This is a genomic window from Niveispirillum sp. SYP-B3756, from assembly GCF_009495745.1.
Taxonomy (GTDB): Bacteria; Pseudomonadota; Alphaproteobacteria; order Azospirillales; family Azospirillaceae; genus Niveispirillum.
Genome location: NZ_WIDQ01000012.1, coordinates 21,598 through 48,065, shown reverse-complemented (window position 1 = coordinate 48,065; position 26,468 = coordinate 21,598). Strand labels below are relative to the sequence as shown.

Below are 26,468 nucleotides of genomic sequence, written 5' to 3'. Positions count from 1 at the left end.
ACCATGCCGCCGCGCAAGAAGATCGCCCTGCCGCCCAAGCCGGAGCCGCCGCCCAAGATCAAGCCCACCGGCTCTGCCAAGGCCCGGCGCAGCGCTGCCCGTCTGGCAGCGGTGCAGGCGCTGTACCAGATCGATCTTGCCGGCGCGTCCAGCGATGCGGTGATTATGGAATTTGTCCGCCACCGCATCGGGCAGGAGCAGGATGGCGACGAATTCGTGACGGCGGATACGGTGCTGTTCGGCGACATCGTGCGCGGTGTTCAGGCCCGTCTGGCCGAGGTGGATGAGTTGCTGGGCGGTCTGCTGGACCGGCAATGGTCGCTGGACCGGATGGAACTGCTGCTGCGGGCCATTCTGCGCGCTGGGGCCTGGGAATTGCTGGCCAATGGTCCGGTGGCGCCGCACATCATCATCAATGATTATATCGACGTCACCCACGCCTTCTTCGCGGGACGCGAGCCCGGCATGGTGAATGGCGTGCTGGACAAGCTGGCCCGCGCCCTGCGCCCGGAGGAAATGGCAGCCAAGGCGGCCGCCAAGAAGGCCGGTTCGTGACACAGGCCGTGGCAGGGGCAGGGTTGGGGGAATTCGGCCGGATCGCGGCCTATTTCCGGCCGCTGGCCGTGGGGGTGCCCGGTGCCTTCGATCTGACGGATGATGCGGCCGTGCTGGATGTGCCGGCCGATCAGCAGTTGGTGGCCACCTGCGATGGCATGGTGGCCGGCGTGCATTTCCTGCCCGGCGATGATCCGGCGGATCTGGCGCACAAGATCCTGGCTGTCAATATGTCGGATCTGGCGGCCAAGGGGGCCGAACCCCTGGCCTATAGTCTGGTGATGGCACTGCCGCGGAGCACCAGCGATGAATGGGTCGCCGCCTTTGCCGCCGGGTTGGGCGTGGCACAGCGCGCCTTCAAGACCAACCTGCTGGGGGGGGACAGTGTTTCCACCCAGGGCCCCCTGTCGCTGACCATTAACGCGCTGGGCATCGTGCCGCGCGGCACGATGATCCGGCGCAAGGGCGCCCGACCGGGTGATGCGGTTTTCGTCACCGGCAATATCGGCGATGCCGCCCTGGGCTTGAAACTGGCCTTGGGCACCTTGGCCCAGCCGGTGCCGGATGCCGACCGTGCCTATCTGGTGGGACGCCTGCGCCGCCCCTCACCCCGGCTGGAGCTTGTTGCCTCCTTGCGTGTTTTTGCCACGGCGGCCCTGGACATCTCCGATGGGCTGGTGGGGGATCTGCGTCATCTGGCGGCCGCCAGCAATGTCGGCATCGCGCTGGATGCCCGTACGGTGCCGTTGTCGCCTGCTGCCGCCCGTCTGGTGACCCGCCAGCCGGAGCTGCTGAGCGCCGTGCTGACGGGGGGTGATGATTATGAGGTTGCCTTCACAGCGCCAGCCGGCAAGGGCGATGATATTGCCGCCGCTGCTGCCAGCGCCGGTGTCACCGTCACGCGCATAGGGCGGGTGACGGAAGGCCCGGTGGGGGTGGCGGTTCTGGGCATGGGTGGGGTTGAAATGCCCATCGGCCAAGGCGGCTGGGAGCATCGCTGAGTAGCGGCGGTACAAATGCAAAAAGGGCGGTGAGCTTTGGCCTCACCGCCCTTTTTCATGTCCATTATCCGATAATATACCAATCCCCCTTGATCGAGAGCGATCCAGGAAGATTTTGTGTTCCTTCAACCGCCGAGAATGCCCAACAGCTTCTTTGTGCCGCTTTGCCCGGTCGGGGTATAGGACTGGGTCTGCAGCATATTCTGCAGTTCCAGCTGTGCGGAAGAAAGTTGGGGTGTGCTGCTGGCTGCCGTCGCCTGTTTGGCGATGGTATCATAGTCGGTCTTGTACAGGCCCTTGGAAAGCTGGATGGCGTAGTTCTTGTCCTCGATGGGTTTCCCCTTCTCGTCCAGCGGGGTGGTGCCATCATGGGTGACTTTGATGAAATACTCACCATTGTCCAGCTTCAGGTCGCCCGTCTGCAGGGCCTTGAAACTTTCGTTGCTTTTGCCAGTGCCTTCCTTGCTGTCGGCCAGAACCCCGCCATAGCGGGTCATCACCTGTACCCGCAGCCCTGGATCGCTGACCGTGCCCAAGGTGATCGACCCGGTTCCCTGCGTCGTAAAGCGATAAACATCCCCTTTGTCACCCTTCTTCAGGGCGCTATAGACATTCAGCCGGGTATTGTCCGCCACTAGGTTGCCAATATCAGTGGCCGAGCTGGTGGTGGCATAGGCGGATTTGTAGACCTGCTTTTCCAAGGTCTGAACATTGATCTTGGACTGTGCCAGCGACTGTTCTTCCTGCTTCCTCTGCTTTTCCTGCAGCGCGGCAACACTGTCGCCAATTGTCGACAGATCAGCGACGGCCTGGGCAGCCTTCACCTTACCTTCAGCAATGGCTTGGCTGGCGGCGGCAAGGCTGGCAGCAGTGTCAGTGCTGCTGGAAGAGAGAATGGACGTGACCATGGCAGATCCTTTCCAAGATCCATGATCGGCAGGAGAACCGAATTACCAGCCAGTCTAGGCCGGAATTAGATAAAATGCAATCAAACACTCACATGAGCCGGTCAGCGACCGATCAGATCGATATGCTCAGTTTGCCGCTTGGCATTGGCGGTTGGTTGGGCTTCGGCCTCGGTGGGGGGACCGGTGCGGTGGCCTGGGACGGGGCCGCAACAGGACTGTCGCCCGCCGCTGGCCGCTGCGACAATCCGGTCGCCACTGCCCGATTAATGTCAATCAACCGATCAAGCTTCGTCGTATCCAGATCGATCAGCCGATCAAACGTCTGCCGATCAACGATGATGGACAGGGTGAGGATATTATCGCGCACGTCACGCGGCAGCGGACATTCCGGATCGACCATGGAGGTCTGGAAGATGGTCCAGAGCCGCTGATTGAGCGAGAGAGCCTGACGCAGCAGTTCCGGATTATCCGGCGCCTGACGCGCATGGATCAGGCGCCGGGCTGCTTCGGTCAAACCCCAAGCCTCCACATCGCGGGGATCCTCAGAGACGGGGCGGTTTGTGTAACCGGTCGCTGGCTTCATAACGGGTGCCATGTCCTGTGAACGGACCAATAAGACAGATGCATTATTCCACAATGGGGTACGTCCGACAAGAATAATGCCTTAGAGTGCGTCTTCAGCGCCGGCCCGTCCTGCCGATGCCGAGTGCATCATGTCGGAAATTGGATAAGATTTCATGAACAAGACCGTCTTTGATGCCCGGCTGCGCGAGGCATTGCGGCTGCATCAGGCTGGTGACTTATCAGCAGCGGTGCCCCTGTATAAGACTCTCATGCGCCAGCGGCCGGATCATGGGCCGCTGCTCAACCTGCTGGGTGTCGCCTTGTTGCAGTTGGGGAGTGCCGGGCAGGCGGTTCCTTTGCTGCAAAAGGCGGTGGCCTCTTCCCCGACAGCGGCCGATATGGCGGATAACCTGGGCAGTGCGCTGCGTGCGGCCGGTCAGCCGGCGGCCGCCGCCGAGGCCCATCGCCGTGCGCTGACGCTGAAGCCGGATCAGCCTTCATTCCATTTCAATCTGGGCAATGCGCTCGCCGATCTGGGCGCCCACCGCGAGGCGGTTGAGGCATATCGCCGCGCTTTGCTGGGGCGCCCATCCCATGTCGGCACGCATTTCAATCTGGCCAATAGCTGTGTTGCCGTGGGGGATCTGGAGGGGGCTGTTGCTGAATTCAGGGCCGTGCTGGCCCTTGACCCCGGCCATGCTCAGGCATGGAACAATCTGGGTGGCATCTTTGCGGTCCGGCAACAATGGACGGCGGCGGCCAATGCTTATCGGCAATCGCTGCTTTTGCGCCCCGGCCATGGGGAAACCTTGACCAATCTGGGCAATATGCTGGTTCGTCTGGGAGACCTTGAAGGCGCGCTGGATTGTCATCGGCAGGCCGTTGCGGCCAATCCGCAGCACGCAGAAGCCCATATTTCCCAGGGCGTGGCCCTGCAGGCGCTGGATCGGCCGCTTGAGGCGGTTCGGGCCTACCGGGCCGGGTTGGCCCTGGCCCCCGGCCATGCCGGCGGTATGGCCAATCTGGGGACCGCACTGGAAGTGCTGGGCCAGCTTGATGAAGCCGAAGCGGTGCTGTCGCGTGCCCTTTCCCTGGATGCCTCCCATGCGGAGGCCTGGGGCAATCTGGCCCTGTGCCGACTCCAGCGTCGGCAGGTGGGAAGTGCCATGGCCGATCTGGATCGGGCACTGGCATTGGACCCCGATCTGGCCAATGCCAGGATGAGCCGGGCGCTGCTGTTGCTGGAGCAGGGGCACCTGGGAAAAGGCGGCGCAGATTATGAAAGCCGTTTTGCGGCTGGTGAGGCGCGGCCACAGCGGACCTTTACCGTTCCAGCCTGGCAGGGGGAAACGTTGCCGGAGGGCAGCTTGCTGCTTTGGCGGGAGCAGGGGCTGGGGGACGAGTTGATGTTCGCCAGCTTTTATCACGCCGCCGCCGCGCGCGTTGGCCAGTTGATCATCGAATGTGACAAACGGCTGCTGGGCTTGTTCACCCGCAGTTTCCCCACGCTGACAGTTCGGCCGGAGCCGCCATTGCCGCCGCCGGGCAGTCCGCCGGAACAGCCCCAGGCGCAACGGCACTGCCCGGCCGGCACGCTGCCCGCCCTGTTGGCCGGGGAGGCGCTTTCCGCTTATCAGGGCAGCCCCTATCTGGTGCCGGACCGTCGCCGCACTGCTGTGATGCGCGATTGGTTGAATAGTCTGGGGACCGGGTTACGGGTCGGATTGTGCTGGCGGTCGCGGCTGATGACGCACCGGCGGCTGGCCAGCTATGGCGCCCTCGACTGGTGGGCGCCCCTGCTGGCGGAGCCCGGCGTAATACCGATCAACCTGCAATATGGTGCCCTGCCGGAGGAGATCGGGCTGTTGGAATGTCAGGCGGGTGCGCGCCTGCACCAGGCTCCCGGGCTGGATTTGACCGACGATCTGGAGGGGGTGGCGGCGCTGATTGCCAACCTGGATCTGGTGATCACCGCCCCAACTGCAATTGGTGAAATGGCTGGAGCGCTGGGTGTGCCGGTCTGGCGGACCGGCGGGATTGGTGACTGGTCGCGGCTGGGAACGGCCGTTCGCCCCTGGTTTGCTTCCCAGAAATTGCTGCCGGCGCCAGCGGGAAATCTGGAACATGCTATGCGCAGTGCCTATAATATGTTGCAGCGACTGCGGTCATAACCAACCTGATCGGTGGTCAAGGCGGCTATTGCAACGACTGTTGGTGGTGCTATCCTGCACACCTATACTTTTGTAATAAGGCGGACGGATCGCTCTTCGGATTAGCGAGTGTTAAGCTGAAGCCGGTTTGAATGCGTGAAGGTGGACGACGTGTCGGCAGCAGGCTTGCAGTTCGGCCTCATCGCGCCGGTGGCGCAGCGCGCTGATCTTGGCGCGGTGGAGGAGGTTGACCGCCGCACGGCGACTATTTTTTTCTGTGACATCGTCAATTCCACTCAGTGGATTGCCCCCAGCGATCCGGAAGATGCGCGCGATCTTCTGAAAGGGGTGATTGATGTGATGGTGCGGCACATCCAGCGTTATGGCGGCACGGTCTGCCAGCGGCTGGGTGATGGCGTCTATGCCGTGTTCGGCGCGCCGGCGGCACAGGAAAACCATGCGGTACGGGCCTGTGCCGCCGCTGACGCCATCGTACGGGAGATCGCGCGCAGCCAGGCCTGCGCTGTGCGTGTCGGCCTCTGCTCCGGGGAGATCGTCTGGGATGGCAGCGCCCTGCGTCACCAGAACGGATCGCCCGCTGTAGGCCGCGCCGTTCATGCTGCTGCCAAATTGCAGCAGGCGGCCCTGCCCAACAGGGTAAGGCTGTCCGACAGCACGGCCGCCCTGGCCGCCGACTGGATGGATATGCGGGCGGGCGATACATTGTCGCTGACGGCCCTGGACAAGATCGGCACCTTCGAATTGCTGGGCGTGCGCCGCCGTCGCCTGCATCGTGGCCAGCAACTGCCCATGGTGGGGCGGGAGGGGCTGCGGCGTACCCTGTCCATCGCTTTGTCGGCGCTGTCCGGTGGTGCCCAGACGCCGCCAGCCAAACCCGTTCCCCTCATGCATATCGTCAGCGGGGAAGCTGGGCTGGGCAAGTCCCGTCTGTTGTCGCTGCTGGCGGCGGAGGCGCGGTGGCGCGGCGCTCGGGTCATCGAATGGTCAATTTCCGCCATTGAGCCGGTGGGCGCCCCCCAATTGCTGCAGGAACTGGTGGGGGAGTTGCTGGATCGTCCTGTTGCTCCCGAGATGGCGGACAGTCTGGCGACCATCGTGGCGGCCGGTGTGTCGCGCCCGCTGGCGGAGGCGCTGGCCACTTTGCTGCACCCCCAGTCCGGCGGCGCGTCTGCAGCGGCTGCGGCGGAGCGTTTATCCACGGCCGCCCGCGCGGTGGCGGAACTGGCGGTGCTGGCGGCGCGCCGACGCCCCATCTTGCTGGTGGTAGAGGATTTACACTGGGCAGGGAGTGAGTTGCTGGCGGTGCTGAGCGCGCTGCTTCGGCGTTGTGCCGGGGAACCAATCCTGGTTCTGGGCAGCAGCCGCAATGTCCGTCCACCGGAAATGCTGACGGAGGCGGGGGAGATCCAGGGTCATATCCTGGCGCCTCTGAATGCCGCTGATGCCCAGGCATTGCTGGACAGCTACATGGGGCGTGATCCGGCGCTGGAGCCGATCAAGGAGGAGTTGCAGCGCCGGGCTCAGGGCAATCCCTTTTTCCTGATTGAATGTGTGCGGGTTCTGGTGGATCAGGATGCGCTGGCTGGTCCTGTCGGTGGTATGAAACCGGGCATACCCACGGCGCGCCGTCTGCCGAATACGGTGCAGGCCCTGCTGGCCGCCCGTACCGACCGGCTGGCACCCGACGCGCGTGATGTGCTGCGGGCAGCGGCCGTCATCGGCCCCACCTTTGATGTCGGTCTGCTCTCCGCCCTCACCGGATGCACGGTGCCCAGCCTGCCCCTGGCCGGCCTGTCTGATGCCGGGCTGATTGATGAAACACGCCTGCTGCCGCGCCTGGAATATAGTTTCCATCATGCGCTCATGCATGAGGCGGTTTATGAAGGTATCACCCGGCGGGAGCGGCAGCGCCTGCATGGGCGGGTGGCCGCATTGCTGGATGGCGGCGTTTTTGCGCAATTGCCGGGCCGGCTTGCCGCCCAGGCGCGCCATGCCGACCATGCCAAGCTTTGGCCGGTGGCGGTGCAGGCCGGCCGGGCGGCCGGGCAGGAGGCATTGCAACGCTCGCTGGCGGCGGAGGCCGTATCGCTGTTTGCCCTGGCCGTGCGGGCCAATGACCAACTGCCACAGGATGTAGAGGCCGCCCGAACCGGGATTGATCTGCGGCTGATCCTGGCCCGGGCGGCCATGCCGGCGGGGGATCGTGACCGCGCCATGGCGGAATTGGAACGCGCGGTGGAACTGGCCCATCAGGCCGGGGATGAGGGCCGGGCGCTTGCCGGGCTGGTGCAGCAGGTCAGCTACGAATGGGTTTATGGGGGGCTGCGCCATGCCCTGGTCCTGGCCGACCGGGCCTTGCTGCTGTCAGGCGGCGGACAGGCTGCCCGCGCCCATCCGGAGGTGCAGATCCTGGCGGCCTGCTGCCATATCGAAGCCGGCAATCTGGAACAGGCGCAGACCCTGCTGGATTTCGCCGACCGTGCGGATGCCTGGCAGGGCCATCATCCGGGCCGTTTCATGATGGTGGATGGCGCGATGCTGATCGCCATCATGCGGGCCCGCTGTCTGGTCCATCAAGGACAGGATCCGACAGCGGAGCTGCAACAGGCGTTGCAGTTGGCGGATGCCGGAACCTATCCGTTCAACCGCATCTATGTGCGCGTCTATGCGGGGGAGATTTTGCAAAGGCAGGGGCGCTATCCTGAGTTGCTGGCCCTTTGCAACGACGCCCTGTCCATCTCCGCCGCTGCCGCCTCACCGCTTTTGGATGATGTGCTCCATGCCAGGCGCGGCCTGGCCTTGATTGAACTGGGGCGGAGCATTGATGGGCTGGCCGAGATTGATCAGGCGGAGCGCAGTGCCGCAGAGCGTGGGGCCGTCCTCCATGCATCGCTGGCTAAATTCTGCCGTATCCGTGGCCTGAACCGCATGGGGTTGCGACGGGATGCTGAACAGGAACAGTTGCGGCTGGAAGCCACTGTCCAGCGTTATGGCTACGGCCTGCTGAGTCGTTTGCTGGGCGAAGTGACATAACCACCCCAATGACAGCAGAAGGCCCGAACCCTTCTGATCAAGCCCGGATTTCCGGTTGCCGGGGTGTGCCAAGGGTCATGCCCATGGCTTTTGCCGGCAGGGGCAGCACGCTGAATTTCCCGACGGCCCCTCACAAATCCAAGCTCAACGCCGTTCCCGGCCGGGTGCTGTGGTCGTGCCAATGCAGGTTGCAGCGAGGCTCGTACAGGTCGGCCTGACCCAGTTCGACGGTGCGATCATTGCTGTGCTTCTTGAAGCTCTTATGCGCGTCATGGCCGCAGACGGCGCAACGGGCGCGCAGTTTCTGGATGCCGTCGGCCATGGCGGCCAGGGTTGCGGTCAGGGGAAAGGCGCGGCCCCGCCAGTCCATATCCAGCCCCGCCACGGCCACATCAATGCCGCGCGCCAGCAGGCTGCGCACATCCTCCACCAGATCGCCCTGGTAATGCGGGTCGGTGCAGAACTGCACTTCATCGATGAAGACGGCGGCGATATTGTCGGGAACGGGTGGCATCCGGGTGATGGGCATGGCGTCAAAGCCGATGCCATCATGGTTCACCACCCGGTCCTGCCCATAGCGCACATCAAAGGCCGGCTTCAGCAGCATGATATGGGAGCCGGTACCGTGCGTGTACCAGATGGCTCGCTTCAATATCTCCGTCGATTTGCCGGAGAACATCGGTCCGCAGATCACCTCCAGCTTCCCGTATCGCATCCGCCAAGCCTTTCCGAACCCGCATTTCCAGAGGCGGCGATCTATAGGCGAGATCGCCAAAGCGTGCCATTAAAAGTGAAAGATGCGATTCTGGATATGGCGAGATGCAGGGCTGGACTGAAGGTTATGTAACAGAGATCGGCTACACTCATGGGTTCCACGTGGAACTGTTGCCATGGGAGATGGCGGCGGCCCTGCCCGATGCCCCGATCCGCCCAGACCAGCCCTTTGATTATTGTGAACTGGGCTTCGGCCAGGGGTTCAGTCTGGCCCTGATGGCGGCGGCCAATCCGCAGGCCCGCTTCTGGGGCAATGATTTCAACCCCGACCATGTGGCCCATGTCCGGGGACTGGCCGACGCGGCGGGGTTGACCAACCTGACGGTCAGTGGGGCGGGGTTTCGTGAGTATCTGCACGAATATCTACCTGCCTTCGACATCATCGCCCTGCATGGCGTCTGGTCCTGGGTGGGGCCAGTGGCACGGGCGGATGTGGTGCGCTTCATTGATGCCAGGCTGAAGCCGGGTGGGCTGGTCTATATCGGCTACAATGTGCTGCCGGGCTGGGCACAATATCTGCCGCTGCGCCGGCTGATGCTGGAGCAGGCAAGGCGGGAGGATGGCAGCCTTCCCGCCCGCATCGCCGCCGCCCTGGATCTGGCCGGGCGGCTGGAAGGGCAGGGGGCGGAATATTTCCGTATCAACCCCACACTTTCCCCCCGTCTGGCCCAGTTGCAGGGTCGCCCCGCCCAATATCTGGCGCATGAGTATTTCAATGAGAGTTGGGAGCCGGTCTATTTCGCTGATATTGCTGCCGATCTGGCGGCCATTGGGGTGCATTTCGCCGGACAGCGCCGGGCGTCTGACCGGTGGGAGGCGGCGCTGCAGGCACCCGCCATCGCGGCGGCGGCGGGGCCGGGGGGTGATGATCCCGTGTTTGCGGAGCTGCTGCGTGATTATCTGACCAACCGGCCTTTCCGCCGCGACCTGTTCCGCCGCGCCGGGGGAACTGCGGCAACGCCTGACCCTGATCCCTGCTGGGCAGCGCTGGGCCATCCACGGGATCTGCCACGCCGTGCCACCCTGCCCGGTGGCAGCGTGGTGGAGCCGGATTGGGAATTGTCGCATGACATTCTGGCCAGCCTGCAGGCGGGACCGCTGCCGCTGTCGGTGCTGCAGGCCCGCCACGGCACGGCAGTGCCGGGGGCGCTGGGCCTGCTGACGGCCCTGGACTTGCTGACTCCGGCCTTGCCGCCTGCGGGGCTGTCGGCAAGGGCAATGACGGCGCAACGGCTCAACGCGGTGATCCTGCACCAGGCCTTGCAGCTTGACCGGCTGCAGGCGCTGGCCTGCCCGGTCACCGGCGGCGCCATCGCGGTCGATCGGGTGGAACAGCTTTTCCTGCAGGCCCTGCACCAGCAGGCAGCCTCCCCCCCGGAGGCCGCCTGGGCGGCCCTGGCCGCGGTGGGGCAGCGGCTGCTGCGCGATGGACGCCTTTTGGAAACACCCAAACAGAATCTCGTGGAACTGGAGGAACGCTGGCAGCGTTTCCGCCAGCGCCGGCTGCCGCTGCTGTGCAGCCTTGGTGCGGTGCAGCCGTAAAGCAGGCGACCTCCAGCAAGGGGCTGGACACAGCAGAAAGACCCGGCGCGTTATTCCACTGACGGGCAAAACGCTCCCCGCCTGTTGTATTCTTCAACTGCTGCTGCTGCATCTGCAACCTGGCAATACCGCATGTGCGGTGCGATGGTTGTCACGCCAGGCGCTGTTTCCGATCCATTGAAAACATCTCTATGGAGAGCCGGCGGACAGTGGTAAATTCCACTAGTGGTGCGGTGCAATAAATTCGCCAAACTTTTTGTCTGCCGCATCATTCGCGCGTTCCCCCCCGTTGCTTCGCGTACCGCTTTGCATGGAGATCTGGACCTATGCCGCGTAAGCCCAAGAATGCCGAAATCACTGTCGCCACCCTTGTCGAAACCACCCCCGCCGACCCGGTGATGCCGCAGCCGGCGTCGCCCCGGAAGCCGCGAGCGCCGAAGGCCAAGGCACCGGCGGAAGCGGCTACAAAAGCCTCGACCGGCAAGACGAAGAAGCCGGTGGCTCCTGTCGCCGCCGCCGCTGATCCGGCTTCTGTTCAGCCCACTACCGAACAGGTCGCGTACGAGGCCTATCTGCTCTGGCTAGGTGAAGGCCGACCAGAGGGCAAGGATATGGAACATTGGCTGGTGGCCGAACAAATTGTCCGCAGCCGCCTGTCATTGCTGTCCGCCGCGGTTCATACTGCCTGACGGTAAGGGCCTGTCGCCCTGGTGCGATGCGGCTCCGCCGCTGTGGGCGCGTCGGCCATGATGGTGCTGCCGCGAGAAATCTGAAGGAAAAAGAAACTGCCAGGGGGCGTGTCAACACCCCCCCTTGGCAGAACTGTGATCATCCGCCCGCATCCCGGGCGGATTTTTCTTTATATAACCTGATCGACTGATCGACTGATCCGCTGGCCCGGCCAAGCTTGCCGTTTCCGGCTTTTCCACCGGGAAGAAATTGCCGATGGGATTCTTCCGTATGTTTTTTTAATATTTAAATCAATAACTTAAGTTTCCCCCTGCTCTTGGCCCGTTCATTGCATTGAGGGCTGGTGACCGATCCATCCGGGGTCTGTCGCTGCCCGGTCGGGCCGCCATCAAGGGATAGGGACGATGACCAGCCTTTTCGGCGTTCTCAACAACACCGCCAGCAACCTGCGCATGATCCAGGGGCAGCTGTCGGTCGTTGCCGAGAACGTGGCCAGTGCTGACGATCCCAACCGTTCCCGCCATGTGCTGGAGCGGACCATCGATGCCAGTGGCAACCCGATGGTGGCGCAGTACCGGCGTGAGGTGGATGTGGCGCTGCGGGTACAGTTGCAGCAGACAATTTCAGAGGAGTCCAACGCCAGCACCCTGTCCAGCTATATGCGCAAGGTGACGGACCTGCTGGGCACCACGGCGGGTACGCCGCCGCTGACGGATTCCATGCAGAAATTCCAGGCGGCCTGGATGGAGCTGGAAGCCACGCCGGAAAGCACGGTGGCGCAAGGCCAGATCGTGACCTATGGCGATGACGTCGCCCGCGAACTGCGGCGGCTGACCCTGGGTGTCGGTGATCTGAAACGCGAGATCGATACGGATATCCAAGGCTCCGTTGACCAGCTGAACACCGCCCTGACCACGATCGACAAGCTGAACGACGATATCCTGGCCAGCAAGGGTGCTGGCGAGTCGACGATGAATCTGGAGGATAAGCGCGACCAGCTTATCCGCGAAGTATCCAGCCTGATGAGCGTCCGCACGGTGGAGCGGGGGGATGGCAAGCTTTCCATCTTCACTTCTTCCGGTGTCTCGCTGCTGGATGCTGCACCGGTGAAGTTCAGCTATTCTAATGGGATGCTGCGGTCTTCCGGCAGCGACCGGGCGCTGAATGACCAGATCAATGACGGCAAGCTGGGTGCCTTGCTGCAAATGTCTGCCGACGGTTCCACCGCTATACCGCCGCAGCCGGCCAGCACCCAGCCTGGGGCAGAGATCATCCGCAAGCTGAATTCCCAGCTTCAGGGTTTGGGCGAGGCCTTTCTGGGTTCCACCAAGCCGGGGGAACCCACCAGTTTTGCCGACGCTTATAATCAGGCCAGCCCCGCCTTGGACCATGAACAAGCCAACCGCTTCTTCGTCGGCAATGGGGCGGGCGATATCCAGCTCAATCCGGCTTTATTGTCCGGGGAGAAGCAGATCAAGCAGAGCGCCATCACCGGGGTGACACAGTCCTTGTCTGCATCCGGCCGTTCCCTTAACGCCGATGGGTTGCGCATCACCAGCGTCAGCTACTCCTCCATGGTTTCCACCGTCATTGGTTCCTGGAGCACCAATGCCAAGGTGACGCATGAACAGGCGACAATCGCCACCGATTTCAAATCGCAGCTGGACAGCCGGTACAAGAACAATACCGGCGTCAACATGGACGAGGAGATCGCCATGTTGCAGGTGCTTCAGCGCAATTACTCCGCCGCCGCCCGCGTCATGCAGACGGTTAACAATATGCTGGACGCTATCGAGGGCATCGTCAGATGACACGGATCAGCAGCTATGGCAGCTACCTCTCGACGCTGGGGGGACTCACCAATGGGCAGCGGCAGATTGATGACCTGTCGTCACAGCTCAACACGCTCAAAAAATCGGTCGATGTGTCCGCCTATGGCACGCAGACGCAGCGGTTGCTGGACCTGCGCGCCGATTATGCCAAGCGTCAGGCCTATACGAACACCATCGACCAGTCGATGACGCGGGTGAAATCCTACAACACCATCATGGAGCGGATGGTGAAGATGGCATCGGAACTGAGCAATGTCAGCCGCCTGCCGCAGGGGCCGGGCGCGGTGCGTGTCAGCTCCGTCATCAATTCCAATGCCGAAAGCATGAAGGTGACGATCGACCAGATCAATTCCAGCTTCAAGGCAGAGGCGACCTATACGGTTTCCGCTGTGCCCAGCAGCACCGGTCCCGCCGGCAGCTTCGATGTGACGGTCACCGACGGGCTGGGCGGCAAATCCACCAATACGGTCAACCTGAAACAGGTGCCACCCCAGGTGGATGCCGACCGCTTCATCATCAATGGCGGTCCTGGCGAAGGTGCCGTGATCAAGTTGAATTTCGAGGAACTGGCCGGCGGCGGTACCTCCACCTTTGATGTCACCTGGCCTGATCTTGCTTCCACCAAGTCGCTGATCAAGGGCATGACGACTGAACTGCAGTCCATGCTGAATGAGAAGGTGGGTGACCGGTACATTTTCGCCGGATCGCGTCTTTCCACCAAACCGGTGGGTGACATCATCTCTGCCAAGCAGATCATGAGCACTACCCTGGTGGGTGCTCGCGGAGATCCTGGCGAGGTGTTTGAGATGACGCTGAATGGTCAGCGCTTCACCTATACGACCACGGGCAAGGAAAAATCGCTGGATGAGGTGCTGACCAATGGCGATGGCACCGGCCTTGTTGACCAGATGAAGGCGGTGCAACCGCCCTTCAATGTCACCTTGTCGGTCAGCAATGGCATTGTTACCGCGACGGCCAAGGATGTTGCTGATAAATTCACCATGTCCTCAGCCGTCTATGATAATGGTACCCATAACAATACCATAGAGCCGGCGCCAGGTGCCCTTGACCCCGGCCAGGCGCCCTACACGATCCAGACAGCCAGTGAAACCCAGACGCAGATTGATCATGTGAAGCTGCATGGTGACGAGGCTGATGTTGGCGACGTGTTCAACGTTTCCATCGGTGCCCGTACCATTGTGCAGAATGAAAATGCACCGCCGAAGGTCATTGTTGCCGGCCCGACAAAATACTCATATGCCATCAGCCCGGCCGACACCGACATCCTGAACGGCAATGCGCCGGTGCCCGCAGGTTTCACCGCCCCCAGCTCCATGTCGAACTGGGTGGCACAGAAGCTGACGGCGCAGATCAATGCTGATCCAGCCACCACCGTAACGGCCAGTATTGATCCGGCGGACGATACCAACATCATCCTGACAGCCAAGGTCAATAACAGCCAGTTCCAGACCACGGCCAGCATCAACAATGCTGGCAACAGTGCGCGGCTGGTCACCAATGAAATTCCGCCGCTGGCCAACCAGGATGTTTTTGCCGACCTGGCGGCCCCGCCCAAGCTGCCCTTCTATGATACTGAGTTCACCCAGCAAACCGATAACAGCGCTGCCTATGACCAGGCACGCATGACGGTGGATGAGGGGCTGCCGGTAACCTACGGGGTCAGCAGCAATGATCCCGCCATCCAGAAACTGGTCAGCAGCCTGCGCCGGCTGACCCAGGCCGTGGCGCAGCCCGGCCGCTACAGCGAAATCATGAGTGAGGGCCGCGATCTGGCCATCGCTGCCCAGAACGAACTGAAAGGTGTCTCTGCTCGTGTGGTCAATGCAGCCACCACGATGGAGAATGCCCAGACCCGCCACACCACCGCCATGGCCAAAGCCACAAACGAAATGGCCCAGATCGAGGGTGTGGACGAAAATGAAGTGGCCGTAAAATTGCAAGCGGCCCTTGGTCGTCAGCAAACTTCCTACGCCGTGACCGGGCGCACCGCCTCCCTGTCACTGGTGAATTTCCTGTCCTGATCCTGTTCCATCCCTTCAAACCTGTTTCAAGCAAAAGGAGAACCGACATGAACGCCTTCACTGAATCCTCCCAGTTCACCATTTCCGCTCCCGAGGCCGCCGGGATGCCGGCCCAGGACGAGGTGGTGCGCACCCGCCTGTTCGATCAGTTCAATGCCTTCTGGCTGAACGCCATCCACGAAGGTGCGCCCTATGACATGATCGGCACCATGTCGGTGACGGCCGCCATTTACGGCCTGCTCGCCAAACATGGCACGGAAACCACGGCCGGCTTCCTGGATGGGCTGGCCAGCGATATCCGTTCCGGCATGTTCTCCATCCCGCGCCCCAACTGATCTTGCCGCAGCGCCCCCGGTTGGGGGGAGAGTTTCAAAGGGCCGGTTCCCCAAGGGGACCGGCCCTTTTGCTTGGGGTCTTGCCGAGGGATCGGCAAATCCGGCACGGAGCCGATCGGCAAAAACCGCCGGGCACCGGGTAGCGGCAGAGCGTGCCGGGTGGGGTGATACAGAAAATCCTTTTAAATCAGCCAATTGTCTCTCGTCGTCGGTTGGCATCACATTTGCTTTAGTCTTCCCGACACGCCATTATTCCAACGGGAGTTCTCCCATGAGCATCTTCGGCTCCTTGACCACTGGTATTGCCGGTTTGCAGGCTCAAGCCGCTTCGCTTGGCCACATCTCCGACAATATCGCCAATTCGCAGACCACCGGGTACAAGCGGGTCGATACCGCCTTTACCAATCTGGTGCTGCAATCCAATGCGCGCACCCATAGTCCCGGTGGTGTGGTCGCGCGTCCGTCCTACGCCAACAGCGTGGCCGGCAACATCTCCACGGTGGATCGCACCACCAATCTGGCGGTGCGTGGTCAGGGCTTCTTCAGCGTCAGCCGCCTGACGGAAGTCAATGGCGTTGCGACGCCGACGCAGGAGCGCTTCTATACCCGTGACGGCAGCTTTGAACTGAATGATAATCGCACGCTGGTCAATCGTTCCGGCTATGCGCTGAACGGTTATATCTATAGTGAGGCGAGCAATTCCTTCACCACGACGGCTTCGCCCATTCAGGTGACGGCGGATATCGACAGCCCGGTGCCGACCAAGAATATCACGCTGAAGGCCAACCTGCCGAAAGAACCCCAGGCCGGCACGCCGATCCAGCCGACCACCATTCAGATCTATGACGCGACCGGCACGCCGCGCGACATCACCCTGGGGTGGCGCCCCGGCCAGTCCGCTGGTTCCTGGCGCCTGTCCATTGACACGCCGGGTGCGACCGGTAAGCTGCCCCTGTCCGGCAACCTGACCGGCTTCCCGGTCAATGCCGCCTCCACCAGCCTGACGCAGGGTGCCGAGGCCCGCCAACAGATCGACGAGGTGCAGTTCACCTCCCCCAAAGGTGATGGCGCTTTCAAGATCGGTGATACCTACAAAGTCACCGTGAACGGGGCGGATTTTACCGAAACGATTACCCCGACCAACGCTTCCCAACTGTCGAACCTGACCGGTGTTGCCCAGTCGCTGGCCGACAAGATTAACGCCTCCGTACCGCCTGCAGGCGTCAACGCCGTTGTCAGCGGTGGTCGCCTGCGTCTGACGGCTGCCAATGCCGGTACCGGTTTCACCCTGGCCACCAAAGTGACCAACGGGGCCCCCACCGCAAACACGGTGAACAGCCCCGTTACCACGGCCGCCACCGCGACCCAGCCGCAGCAGAGCGTGTTAACCTTCGCCGGTAGCTCCATCGATATCGGGGACGTCTTCACCGTCAATGTCGATAACACGACCAACAAGATCTATAAGGTGGAAGTGACGGCGGCCAATGTCGGCCAGCTGAAGGATCTGAACGGTGTCGTCCAGGCGCTGGCCTCCCAGATCAACGCCAATTCGGCTGGCGAAAAAGTGGTGGCCTCGGTTTCGGGTAATGCCCTGGCGTTGCGCAGCACCAGTGCTGGTGACAGTTTCAGTGTAGGCGATCAGGTGGGCGAGACGATTACGCCCAACAATGCCGGCGTGCAGCAGGTTACTCAGCTCTCATATCCCGACCGTGCGCCGGTGGCGGGCGATAAGTTGAGCCTGACCGTTGATGGGCAGACCTATTCATACGAGTTGACAGCAACGGATCTCGACCCTGCCACCAGCCCACTGCCACAGCCGCCAACGATGTCGGATGCGCTGTCGACTTTCCTGCTCCCCACCATCAGCAGCTCAAACTTCACGGCTACTGTCACCGGTAATCGGCTGGTGCTGACGGCCGCCACGCCCGGTACCGGTTTCAATGTCACGGCGCGTGACAAGCTGATGCAGCCGTCGGTCACCAATGCAGCTGCCGCCGACAATACAACCTTCGTCAGCTCCCTGCAGGGGAATGTCGGCGGGGGGCGTCAGACCCAGCGCATTTCCATCTCGGGCGTTCCGGGTGATGTCGGGGCCGTCTATTCCGTGACATTGCGCAGCCCCAGCCCCATCCAGGCCGAACCGACGGCGCAGCGTGGCACCACCACCGTCCAGGCAACCGCAACCAAGGCCCAGGTGACGGAACTTAGCTATCCTGATCGCGCCCCGGCGGTGGGGGATATTTTCAGCCTTACCGTCAATGGTTCGCTGGCGACCTATGGCCCCCTGACGCAAGCTGAGATTGACGGATTGCCGCAACCGCCGACGATGACGGATGCGTTGAACACGTACTTCCTGCCCCAGATCACCAGCACGGATGTCACCGTTGCTGTGGTGGGCAATAAGCTCCAGCTGACCGGCGCGGCCGTCGATCCCGTTACCGGTGCCAACAAGCCATTCAATGTCACCGATACCGACGCGATGGTCACCGATCCGACATCGCAAAAGTTCGATTTCTCCAGCGCCACGGCAACGCCGGTTCTGGGTAACGTCTATGCCGTTACCATGAATGGCACCACCTATTCGACACAGATCACGGAACAGAATATCGGGGATTTCCCCGATCTTAAGAGCGTGATGGATGGCCTCATCACCAAGGTGAATAATGATTTCGGATCGCCAGTCAGCGCCACGGCCATCACCAATGATAATGGCGATACGACCGGTATTGTGTTGACGGCCAAGGATGCCAGCATCAAGCTGGATGGCACCCAGAAGACCTTCCCCAGCTTCAGCAAGACCATCCCCTACACCACGACCGGGAAGGAGGTTTCGCTGGATGAAATCGCCACCAATCTGGCGGCTGCGGTCAATAAGGAGCCCGGCATCCCGGTGCGGGCGACGGCGGTTGGCGGCGTTTTGACCATGACGGGGAATGAAGATGGGCTGGCTTTCCTGGCAGAGCCTAATTCCACCCTGGGCTCGACGCCGGCCCACGTCACCTTGAACTTCGGCGGCACCTTGCCCAGTGGGGAACAGGTCAAGACGGGTACGCTGTCCAGCCTGTCTTCCGCCAATGTCGGTGAAGGTAATGCCCGCGTAACGGCGGTGACGGCGGCCGGGCAACCGGCACAGGTTTCCTTCGACGTGGATTATGGCAACGGGCCACAGACCATCACCCTGGATGTCGGCACCTTCGGTGAGGCCACGGGCCTGACCGAGTTTAACGGCAGTCAGATCAACGTCATTTCCCAGCTTCAGGATGGCAGCCCGCAGGGTACCTTCAAGGATGTGGAAGTGCGGGAAAATGGTGATGTGGTTGCCAATTACGACAATGGTCGCCGCCGCATCATTGCCCAGGTGCCGCTGGTCCTGTTCAACAATCCCAATGCCCTGGGCCGGGAAAGCGGTGGCGTGTTCACGGAATCGGCAGAGAGCGGTCGGGCGCGGTTCAACGATACGGGCCAGAATGGCTCCGGCACCATCGCGGCCAGCAGCATTGAAGGCTCCAACGTGGATATCGCGCAGGAATTCACCAAGCTGATCGTCGCTCAGCGTTCCTATACGGCCAATACCCGCGTCATCACCACCACCGACGAAATGCTGACGGAGACGATCAACTTGAAACGCTGATCCAGCGGGCGGCACCGGCCCCTTACCCCAGGTGCATGGCGTGTCGATCCCGGCCCCGCAAGGGGCCGGGATTTCGCGTTTATGGCATACAAGCATCAGTCGGCGAGGGCGCCATGCCAGGGCCCGTCTGGCCAAAATACGGAAAGCGAACTATCTTGCTGCGATAGGTTCTTCTCTCTGCGCCGTGTCATATGTCTGTCTCTGGCCTGTCCACTCTGTTGGGTGCTGCGTCGCCGCGCGTCGGCGGCGGTGGGGCAGCCGCGTCTGGACAGAAAGCGCTGTCCAACGAACAGCAGCAGCAGGTTCAGAAGCTGCAGAAGACCGACGCGCAGGTGCGCCAGCATGAACAGGCGCACAAGACGGCCGGTGGCCCCTATGCCGGGGCGATTCAACTGGAATATACCACCGGTCCGGATGGGCGCCGTTACGCCACGGCTGGCGAGGTGCCGATTGACGCCTCCCCCGTCCGCAACAACCCGGAAGCCACCATCACCAAGATGGAGGTGGTCAAGCGGGCGGCGCTGGCCCCCCCTGACCCATCGCCGCAGGACCGGGCTGTTGCCTCGCAGGCCGACGCCACCAAGGCTGAGGCGCAGAATGAACTGCGGGATAAGAAGCAGGATGACGGCGGTGGGGATGCTGACCAGGAACGGCCCAATCCCGCATCCCCGTTACTGAACCGGCAGGCGCAGGCCGCCTATGGCTTGGCTGCTGCGGTGTCGGCGACACCGGCAAAGACTGCAGCTCCGGGGCTGAATATCACGGCGTGAAACATGTCAATTCACGTGAAACATCTCCCCGCCCCGGTCAGGACGGGGAGATGCGGGGCTGATCAGCTGGCTTTCGGCAGGGCCTTTTCCACCGCCGTCAGGAATTCGGCATTGTCGGGCTCGATCTTGGAGGGGAAGGCCGCCACCAGCGTGCCGTCGGGCGCCAGCAGATACTTGTGGAAGTTCCATTTCGGCTCGCCCTTCTGGGCGGCCACCCACTTATAGAACGGGTGGGCCTGGGCACCCTTCACCGGTTCCTTGGTGGTCATGGGGAAGTCGATGGCGAAATTGACGTTGCAGAACTCCTTGATCTCCTTGTCGGAGCCGGGTTCCTGCCCGCCAAAATCATTGGAGGGAACGCCCACCACGACCAGCCCCTTGTCGCGGTACTTTTCCCACAGGGTCTCCAGCCCCTTATATTGCGGGGTATAACCGCACATGGAGGCGGTGTTCACCACCAGCACGGCCTTGCCCTTATACTGGGACAAGGGCAGCGCCCCACCCTCGATGGCCTGGAAGGTGAAGTCATAGGCGTTTTCGGCCTTGGCCGGGGTGGCCAGGGGACCAAAGCCCGCCAGCAGGGCCAGCCCGGCGCAAAGCCCCATGAAGGCGCGGCGGGTGGAAGAACGACTCACCAGTTCCATGATCTCACCTGATCGGTTGGCATTGTGCATGTTGGCAAAACCCCGCGCCGTCACCGGCGGCTTGGTTTAACCATTATTTAGGGGCTTAAGCGTCGCCGTCCAGTGTTTCCCGCACTTTGGCAGCCAGCGCATCCAGCCCGAATGGTTTCTGCAGAAAATGGGTGCCGGGGTCCAGCACGCCATTATGGACGACCGCGTTGCGGGTATAGCCGGTGGTGTACAGCACCTTCAGCCCTGGCAGCAGAGTCTGTGCCTTGTCGGCCAGCTGGCGCCCGGTCATTTCCGGCATGACCACATCGGTGAACATCAGGGAAGGCCGGCAGCCCGCTTCGATCAGCGACAGCGCCTCCAGCCCGCTGGCGGCCTCCACCACCGTATAGCCCAGTTCCCGCAGGGCTTCGACGGAGAAGCGGCGGACCCGTTCCTCATCCTCCACCACCAGCACCACCTCCCCCGGCCGGGCCACCTGTCCCGGCTTGGGCTCGCTGCGGCGCTGATAGGGCAGGGCATCGCCATAATGGCGGGGCAGATAGACTTTGACGCAAGTGCCGTGGCCCGGTTCTGAATAGATTTTCACATGGCCGCCGGACTGGCGGACAAAGCCGAAGACCTGTGACAGGCCCAGCCCGGTACCGCGGCCAACCCCCTTGGTGGTGAAGAACGGGTCGAAGGCGCGGGCCAGCACCTCTGGCGTCATGCCGTCACCCGTGTCGGTCACGGCGATCAGCACATATTGGCCCGGCTGCACCTCATGTTCGGCGCCATAGGCATCGTCGATGAAGGCATTGGCCGTCTCAATCGTCAGCCGCCCGCCGCCGGGCATGGCGTCACGCGCGTTGACGGCCAGGTTGATCAGGGCATTTTCCAGCTGGTTGGGGTCGACATGGGTGCGCCACAGGCCGGCAGCGCGCACCATTTCCACCCGGATCGGTTCGCCGAGCGCCCGCAGCAGCAGTTCCGACATGCCATTGATCAGGCTGTTGGCATCGACGATCTGTGGGGCCAGCGGCTGCTGGCGGGCGAAAGCCAGCAGCCGCTCCGTCAGGGCCGCCGCCCGATGGGCCCCATCCATGGCGCCGTCAATATAGGGGGCGATGTTGGTGTCGCCGCGCGCCAGCCGGCGCTGCATCAGGGTCAGGCCGCTGATGATAACGGCCAGCATATTGTTGAAATCATGGGCGATGCCGCCGGTCAACTGGCCCACCGCCTCCATCTTCTGGGCCTGGCGCAGGCGGCTTTCCGCCTCCAGCAGCTTGGCCGTGCGCTCATTCACTTCGCGCTCCAGCTCCTCGCGTGACCGGGCCAGTACTTCGCGCGCATCCACGATGGCCTGGATGTCGGTGCAGGTGCCGAACCAGCGGACAATCCTGCCATCGCCGTCCCGCACCGGCTGCGCCCGGCCCATGGCCCAGAGATAGCGGCCCGAGCAGTGCCGCATCCGGTATTCGATGCGATAGGGGGCGCCGGTGGCGAGCGAGTTGCGCCAGCATTCCCAGGTCCGCGCCTGATCCTCCGGATGAATGACACTTTCCCAGGCGTCGCCATCACTGGCCCCGCGCGGCAGGCCGGTAAATTCGTACCAGCGGTCATTATAGTAATCGAGATAGCCATCGGCGCGGGCCGACCAGACCATATCATCAATGGAATTGCTGAGCGCCTGCAGGTGCGCTTCGCTGTCCCGGACCCGTTGTTCCGCTTCGAAGCGGTCGGCAATGTCGATGACGGAGCCGATATAGCCCAGGAAGGTGCCATCTTCGGCAAAACGCGGGGCGGCAGCGTCGATGGCCCAGCGATAGACGCCATCAGCCCGCCGCAGCCGGTATTCCAGTCGGAACGGCTCCTCCCGCTCTCCGGCGGCGGCGAAGATGCGTTCGGCTTCTGCCCGGTCCTCCGGATGCACCATCTCCAGCCAGCCCAGACCCTGCCCTTCATCTTGCCCCTGGCCGGTAAATTCGTACCAGGAACGGTTGACATAGGTGCAGAGCCCCTCCTGATCGGTGACCCACATCATCACCGGGGCATGGTCGGCCATATTGCGGAAGCGCGCTTCGCTTTCCCGCAGCCGCCGTTCCCCCAGCACCCGCCCCGTCGTTTCCGAGACGATGCAGAGTACGCCGCCGATGCTGCCATCGGCATCGAAGACAGGGGAATAGGAGATGTCGAAATAGACCGTCTCCGGATAGCCATGCCGTTCGATATAGAAAGGCCGATCGTTGGCGAAGACGGTCTCGCCACTGTCCCGCACCGATTGCAGAAGCGGATGCAGATCGTCCCACAGTTCCGACCAATATTCAGCCGCCGGCCGCCCCAGCGCATCGGGATGTTTCAGGCCGATGGTGGGCGCATAGGCATCATTGTACAGCGCAACGAAGGCCGGTCCCCAGAACAGCACGATCTGGGCCTTGGCGGCCAGCATCAGGCCGACCGTGGTTTTTAAGGCGCCGGGCCAGCCCTCTGGCGCGCCCAGGGGAGATTGCGACCAGTCCTTGCGCTGCATCAGCGCCCCGATCTCCCCGCCACGGGCAAGGAAGGCGGCGGTCTGTTGCGGCATGGTTTCTCCCGTCGGGGTGTGCGGGCCCGGATGCTTTCCCGGAATATACCTTGGAAAACACGGTTAGGGCCCGATGGTCAATTAGTGCCAACGGGTTATACCAATCCCCTTTCCTCAGCGCTGTTCGCCGAACACCTTGCCGGAGATGGCGGGGCTCATGAACTCGCCCAGATTCTTCAGCACCACGCGGAAGAACAGCCGGTCGCCGGTATCGACGCCGGTTCGTTCGGTATAGTTGCGTTCCCCCACCAGTTGGAAGGTCAGGCATTCATCCTGATAGGTGATGGTGGCGCCGCTGCGCAGCGGACCGCTGCCGCCCTTGGACAGATCGCGGCGATGGTTGATCCCAACCGACCAATGCTCGGTGATGGCAGAATTGATCGCCAGGGTCAGTTCCTCGCGGTCGCGCAGGCTGGTACTGCTGGTGATGGTATTGTTGGGGGACTGGGCCAGCTTGTCGATGAAGACATAGCCGCCTGAGACCCGGAACTGCGAGGGGCCAATCGTGCCATAAACATCGTGGAGGCGCTGGGCCAGCGTCTTGCTGTCCAGCCGGAAGGAATAGCTGACATCCATCCAGGGGCTGGGGCTCAGTTCCAGCTTGCCGACCACGTCGGAGCTACGGCGGAGCAGGCCTGAGCTTTCCGGAAAGTCCGTGTCTTTCTGCAGCCGGTAGGATTGACCGACAAACAGCGTGCTGCTGCCGCCGCCAAAGCCGTAGAAGCCGTTCTTCACACCATAGGTGACGCGCTGCCCCCCCTCCAGCCGGTCAATGCCATTATAGCGGGAGGCGCTGAACAGGTTGGTGTAATCGAACTCGATATCCTGGCTGTCCTCGTTGGGGATGGCCGAGCTGGCAGAGATATTGGGGGCGGCCGACAGCATCACCATCGGTTCCACCATATGCTGCACCGTGCCCATCTGGCGGGCCAGCGGCATGGAGACGGTCCATTCCGCGTGCGGGAAGGCGCGCAGCCGCGCCTTGTCACCGCGATCCACCGTGCCATCGGCGCGGCGCAGGTCGGACACCCAGTAGCCGTCGGTGCGCATTTCGGCGTTCAGGGTGGAAACCAGGCCGATGGGGGCGATGTCGCTGCGCCGCCAGCCCAGGGCGCTGGACAGGCGGCGCGTATCATTGCCATCACTGCGCAGCAGCGACAGCAGGCCGGCATCAAACTCCCAACGCCCCCCCAGCAGGCTGCCCGGCTCGCCCAGCAGATTATACTGGGCCATGGGCAACACCACCGGTTCCTCTTCCCGGTTGGCGGGGCGGAGATCCTGGAAATTATAGGCGTTGAAGGAGAAATAATCCCGGCCGCTGAACCGTTCCACGAAGGCGCGGCTGTTCAGGATGTCTTCTGCTGAATAATCATAGCGCAACAGGTGCGTATTGTCGGTAACGCGCCGCAGGTCAAAACCCCAGCGCCAGTTCTGATCGATATCGAACCGGCCATTGGCGAAGATATGGCCCCGGAAGTTCTTTTTCACCACTTCCTGATTGCCGATGATGCGGGGTCGGTCGGCATAGGTGGCGCTGCCCGACAGGTTGAGGCTGCCACTGCCGAAGCGCTGGCGATATTCGCCGCCCAGCAGCAGATCATCCTCCGTGCTGGGGACGGCCTCCAGGGTGAAATCCTTCGATTCGTCGATATCGAAGAAATATTTGATGCGGGCATAGGTGCCCAGATCGGAACTGATACCACCGGCTGGCGGCAAGAAGCCGCTGCGCCGTTCCACTGTGGGGTCGGGATGGCCGAAGAAGGGCATATACATGACCGGAACGCCCAGCACCTCCAGCGTGGCATCACGGTAATAGATATCGTGCTTTTCCTGATCATGGGTGATGCGGGCTGCCCGGATCTGCCAGATGGGCGGCCGCGTCGGGTCGCTGGCGCACAGCTCGCAAGGGGAATAGACGCCCTTTTCCATGCGGGTATAGCGCCCGTCCAGCCGTTCGCCCTGCAGAGCGGCGAACTTGGAATTATCCGACATTAGGATGCGGACTTGATCGACGAAGCCGCGGGAAAGATCGTCCGACAGCTCGGTGTAATTGGCGAACAGCACCTCGCCCGTCGGCTCCAGGATGGAGACATTGCCCGACGCGGTGACGATGTTGGTCTTTTCCGAGAAGCTGACCGTATCGGCCAGCAGCAGGCGCGCCCCCTGGCTCAGCTCCACATGGCCGCGCGCGGTGACGATGCCCAGATCCTCGTCATAATCCAGATGGTCGGCCGACAGCAGCACCGGCTGCCCCTTGCCCTTGTCCGTCTCCGCGCCACCAGGGGCGACGGGGGAGACACCGGGCGTGCCCACCGGGTTGGTCTGCGCCCAGGCCGCCGGCGCACCAAGGGCCAGGGCGGAGCAGAGCAGCAGGCGGCGGAGGCGAAGGGTGGTCGGCGTCATGGGCGGGCCGTCTTGTTCCAACGGGGAGAATCTCATCACTGGGTTTCAGCTTGTCCCCGACGACGGCAACGAAGTCAATGCACGCCGATGGCGGACAGGCCAGCGGCATGGAAGAGGGTGATTGCGGCAAAGGCTTGGCAAAGGCGGCGCTGGCTTTATTCTGCCGCTTCCCGACGGGCTGCTTCTTCCCGGGCGCCGGAGTCGATGGCGTGCCAGGCGGCAGCAATATGGCTGCGCATGACCGAACCGGCCCAGGCGCCGTCGCGCACCTCCATCGCCGCCACGATCTCCAGATGGTGGTTCAGGCTGCGGCGTAGCGCCTCGCGGTCATAGCGATGGAAAGTGCGCAGCACCAGCGGTAGCTCCACCACCTGGGCCATCATGCTGCCCAGCCGCTGGGTGCCGGCCCCCTGCACGATGATGCGGTGAAATTCGCCATTGGCCTCGGCGATGCGGGAGCGGAAATCGGGTCCGCCCTCGGCCTCCAGCGCGATCATCTCTTCTGCCAGCCGGCGCAGCCGCGCCACATCGGCAGGCGGGCAGCGTTCCGCCGCGCGTTCGGCGGCATAGCCTTCCAGTACCCCGCGCAGATCGAAAATCTCCCGGATTTCCGCCATGGTCCAGTCGGCGACAAAGGCGCCATGGTTGCGCAGGAATCGTACCGAGCCTTCGGCATTCAGCCGGCGCAGCGCCTCCCGGATCGGGGTGCGGCTGACGCCGATCCTTTTCGCCAGTTCATCTTCCTTCAGATGCGTGCCGGGCGGGAAAATGCCGACCATGATGGCATCACGGATCTCGGCATAGGCCTTCTCCACCGCATTGCTCATGTTCCGGGCCTCCCTTGATCGCCGTCGTTACGGTCTTGCCTGGGATGGTTATAGCGCCCCTGTGCCCTGACACCAGCCCGCAAGGGGCATCCCCTTGACGGCGGCTTTCGTTGGCACCGCGTCATTCATACAACAGTTCCAATCAAAGTATACAATGTTTGTATCTGACCCCTTGTCGCCTATCCGGCCGCGACA

General features: G+C 62.6%; 18 protein-coding genes. 11 read left to right on the top strand and 7 right to left on the bottom strand.

All coding sequences use genetic code 11. The annotated features are described in order from the left end of the window. Positions 1-3: 3 nt before the first annotated feature. Together nusB and thiL are read left to right on the top strand one after the other, a co-directional pair. Positions 4-555 (top strand): transcription antitermination factor NusB, encoded by a 552-nt coding sequence (gene nusB, locus GE253_RS19130; protein ID WP_153205749.1) that lies wholly within the window; start codon positions 4-6, stop codon positions 553-555. Continuing rightward, positions 552-1,556: a thiamine-phosphate kinase gene (thiL, locus tag GE253_RS19125; RefSeq protein WP_348770900.1), complete on the top strand. Its 1,005-nt coding sequence runs from the start codon at positions 552-554 to the stop codon at positions 1,554-1,556. The genes nusB and thiL overlap by 4 nt, the downstream gene beginning before the upstream one ends. Before the next feature lie 125 nt (positions 1,557-1,681). On the opposite strand, the gene GE253_RS19120 is transcribed toward thiL, so the two are convergent. Further along, the gene (locus tag GE253_RS19120) at positions 1,682-2,464 is read right to left on the bottom strand and encodes a hypothetical protein (protein WP_153205748.1); all 783 of its coding nucleotides are present in this window, start codon (positions 2,462-2,464) and stop codon (positions 1,682-1,684) included. Positions 2,465-2,576: 112 nt separating this feature from the next. Further along, on the bottom strand, positions 2,577-3,047 hold the full coding sequence (locus GE253_RS19115) for a flagellar biosynthesis regulator FlaF (RefSeq protein ID WP_153205747.1): 471 nt from the start codon (positions 3,045-3,047) through the stop codon (positions 2,577-2,579). Positions 3,048-3,201: 154 nt separating this feature from the next. Between GE253_RS19115 and GE253_RS19110 the strand changes: the two genes are divergently transcribed. Both GE253_RS19110 and GE253_RS26575 read left to right on the top strand, forming a co-directional pair. After that, positions 3,202-5,199 (top strand): tetratricopeptide repeat protein, encoded by a 1,998-nt coding sequence (locus tag GE253_RS19110; protein ID WP_153205746.1) that lies wholly within the window; start codon positions 3,202-3,204, stop codon positions 5,197-5,199. 135 nt (positions 5,200-5,334) lie between these two features. Beyond that, positions 5,335-8,232, top strand: a complete 2,898-nt coding sequence (locus tag GE253_RS26575) for an adenylate/guanylate cyclase domain-containing protein (RefSeq protein WP_153205745.1) — start codon at positions 5,335-5,337, stop codon at positions 8,230-8,232. 130 nt (positions 8,233-8,362) lie between these two features. Here GE253_RS26575 and GE253_RS19100 read toward each other — a convergent pair whose 3' ends face one another. Further along, positions 8,363-8,947, bottom strand: a complete 585-nt coding sequence (locus GE253_RS19100; protein ID WP_153205744.1) for a thymidine kinase — start codon at positions 8,945-8,947, stop codon at positions 8,363-8,365. A 104-nt stretch (positions 8,948-9,051) separates the two neighbouring features. Here GE253_RS19100 and GE253_RS19095 point away from each other — a divergent pair, with 104 nt between their 5' ends. The 7 genes from GE253_RS19095 to GE253_RS19065 all read left to right on the top strand — a co-directional run bounded on the left by GE253_RS19095 (position 9,052) and on the right by GE253_RS19065 (position 19,848). Next, the gene (locus GE253_RS19095; protein ID WP_153205743.1) at positions 9,052-10,548 is read left to right on the top strand and encodes a class I SAM-dependent methyltransferase; all 1,497 of its coding nucleotides are present in this window, start codon (positions 9,052-9,054) and stop codon (positions 10,546-10,548) included. Positions 10,549-10,874: 326 nt separating this feature from the next. Then, positions 10,875-11,237, top strand: coding sequence for a DUF2934 domain-containing protein (locus GE253_RS19090; protein ID WP_153205742.1), 363 nt, complete (start codon positions 10,875-10,877; stop codon positions 11,235-11,237). A gap of 405 nt (positions 11,238-11,642) precedes the next feature. Further along, positions 11,643-13,049, top strand: a complete 1,407-nt coding sequence (gene flgK / locus GE253_RS19085) for a flagellar hook-associated protein FlgK (protein ID WP_153205741.1) — start codon at positions 11,643-11,645, stop codon at positions 13,047-13,049. Continuing rightward, positions 13,046-15,112: a hypothetical protein gene (locus GE253_RS19080; RefSeq protein ID WP_153205740.1), complete on the top strand. Its 2,067-nt coding sequence runs from the start codon at positions 13,046-13,048 to the stop codon at positions 15,110-15,112. The genes flgK and GE253_RS19080 overlap by 4 nt, the downstream gene beginning before the upstream one ends. 47 nt (positions 15,113-15,159) lie before the next feature. Further along, positions 15,160-15,447 (top strand): hypothetical protein, encoded by a 288-nt coding sequence (locus GE253_RS19075; protein WP_153205739.1) that lies wholly within the window; start codon positions 15,160-15,162, stop codon positions 15,445-15,447. Between the two features lie 271 nt (positions 15,448-15,718). Beyond that, the gene (locus GE253_RS19070; protein ID WP_173012731.1) at positions 15,719-19,078 is read left to right on the top strand and encodes a flagellar hook-basal body complex protein; all 3,360 of its coding nucleotides are present in this window, start codon (positions 15,719-15,721) and stop codon (positions 19,076-19,078) included. Positions 19,079-19,269: 191 nt separating this feature from the next. Beyond that, the gene (locus GE253_RS19065) at positions 19,270-19,848 is read left to right on the top strand and encodes a putative metalloprotease CJM1_0395 family protein (RefSeq protein ID WP_153205737.1); all 579 of its coding nucleotides are present in this window, start codon (positions 19,270-19,272) and stop codon (positions 19,846-19,848) included. Between the two features lie 62 nt (positions 19,849-19,910). Here the strand turns inward: GE253_RS19065 and GE253_RS19060 are convergent, their stop codons facing one another. The 4 genes from GE253_RS19060 to GE253_RS19045 form a co-directional block, all read right to left on the bottom strand. Continuing rightward, positions 19,911-20,492 carry a glutathione peroxidase gene (locus GE253_RS19060; protein WP_089289592.1) on the bottom strand — a complete coding sequence of 194 codons (582 nt, stop codon included), beginning with the start codon at positions 20,490-20,492 and terminating at the stop codon, positions 19,911-19,913. Between the two features lie 85 nt (positions 20,493-20,577). Continuing rightward, entirely contained in the window at positions 20,578-23,043 is a 2,466-nt protein-coding gene (locus GE253_RS19055) for a PAS domain S-box protein (RefSeq protein WP_153205736.1), read from the bottom strand. Positions 23,044-23,157: 114 nt separating this feature from the next. Continuing rightward, positions 23,158-25,446: an LPS assembly protein LptD gene (gene lptD / locus GE253_RS19050; RefSeq protein WP_153205735.1), complete on the bottom strand. Its 2,289-nt coding sequence runs from the start codon at positions 25,444-25,446 to the stop codon at positions 23,158-23,160. A 155-nt stretch (positions 25,447-25,601) separates the two neighbouring features. Next, a complete protein-coding gene (locus tag GE253_RS19045) occupies positions 25,602-26,273 on the bottom strand; it encodes a GntR family transcriptional regulator (RefSeq protein WP_153205734.1) in 672 nt (223 codons plus the stop codon). Between the last annotated feature and the right edge of the window lie 195 nt (positions 26,274-26,468).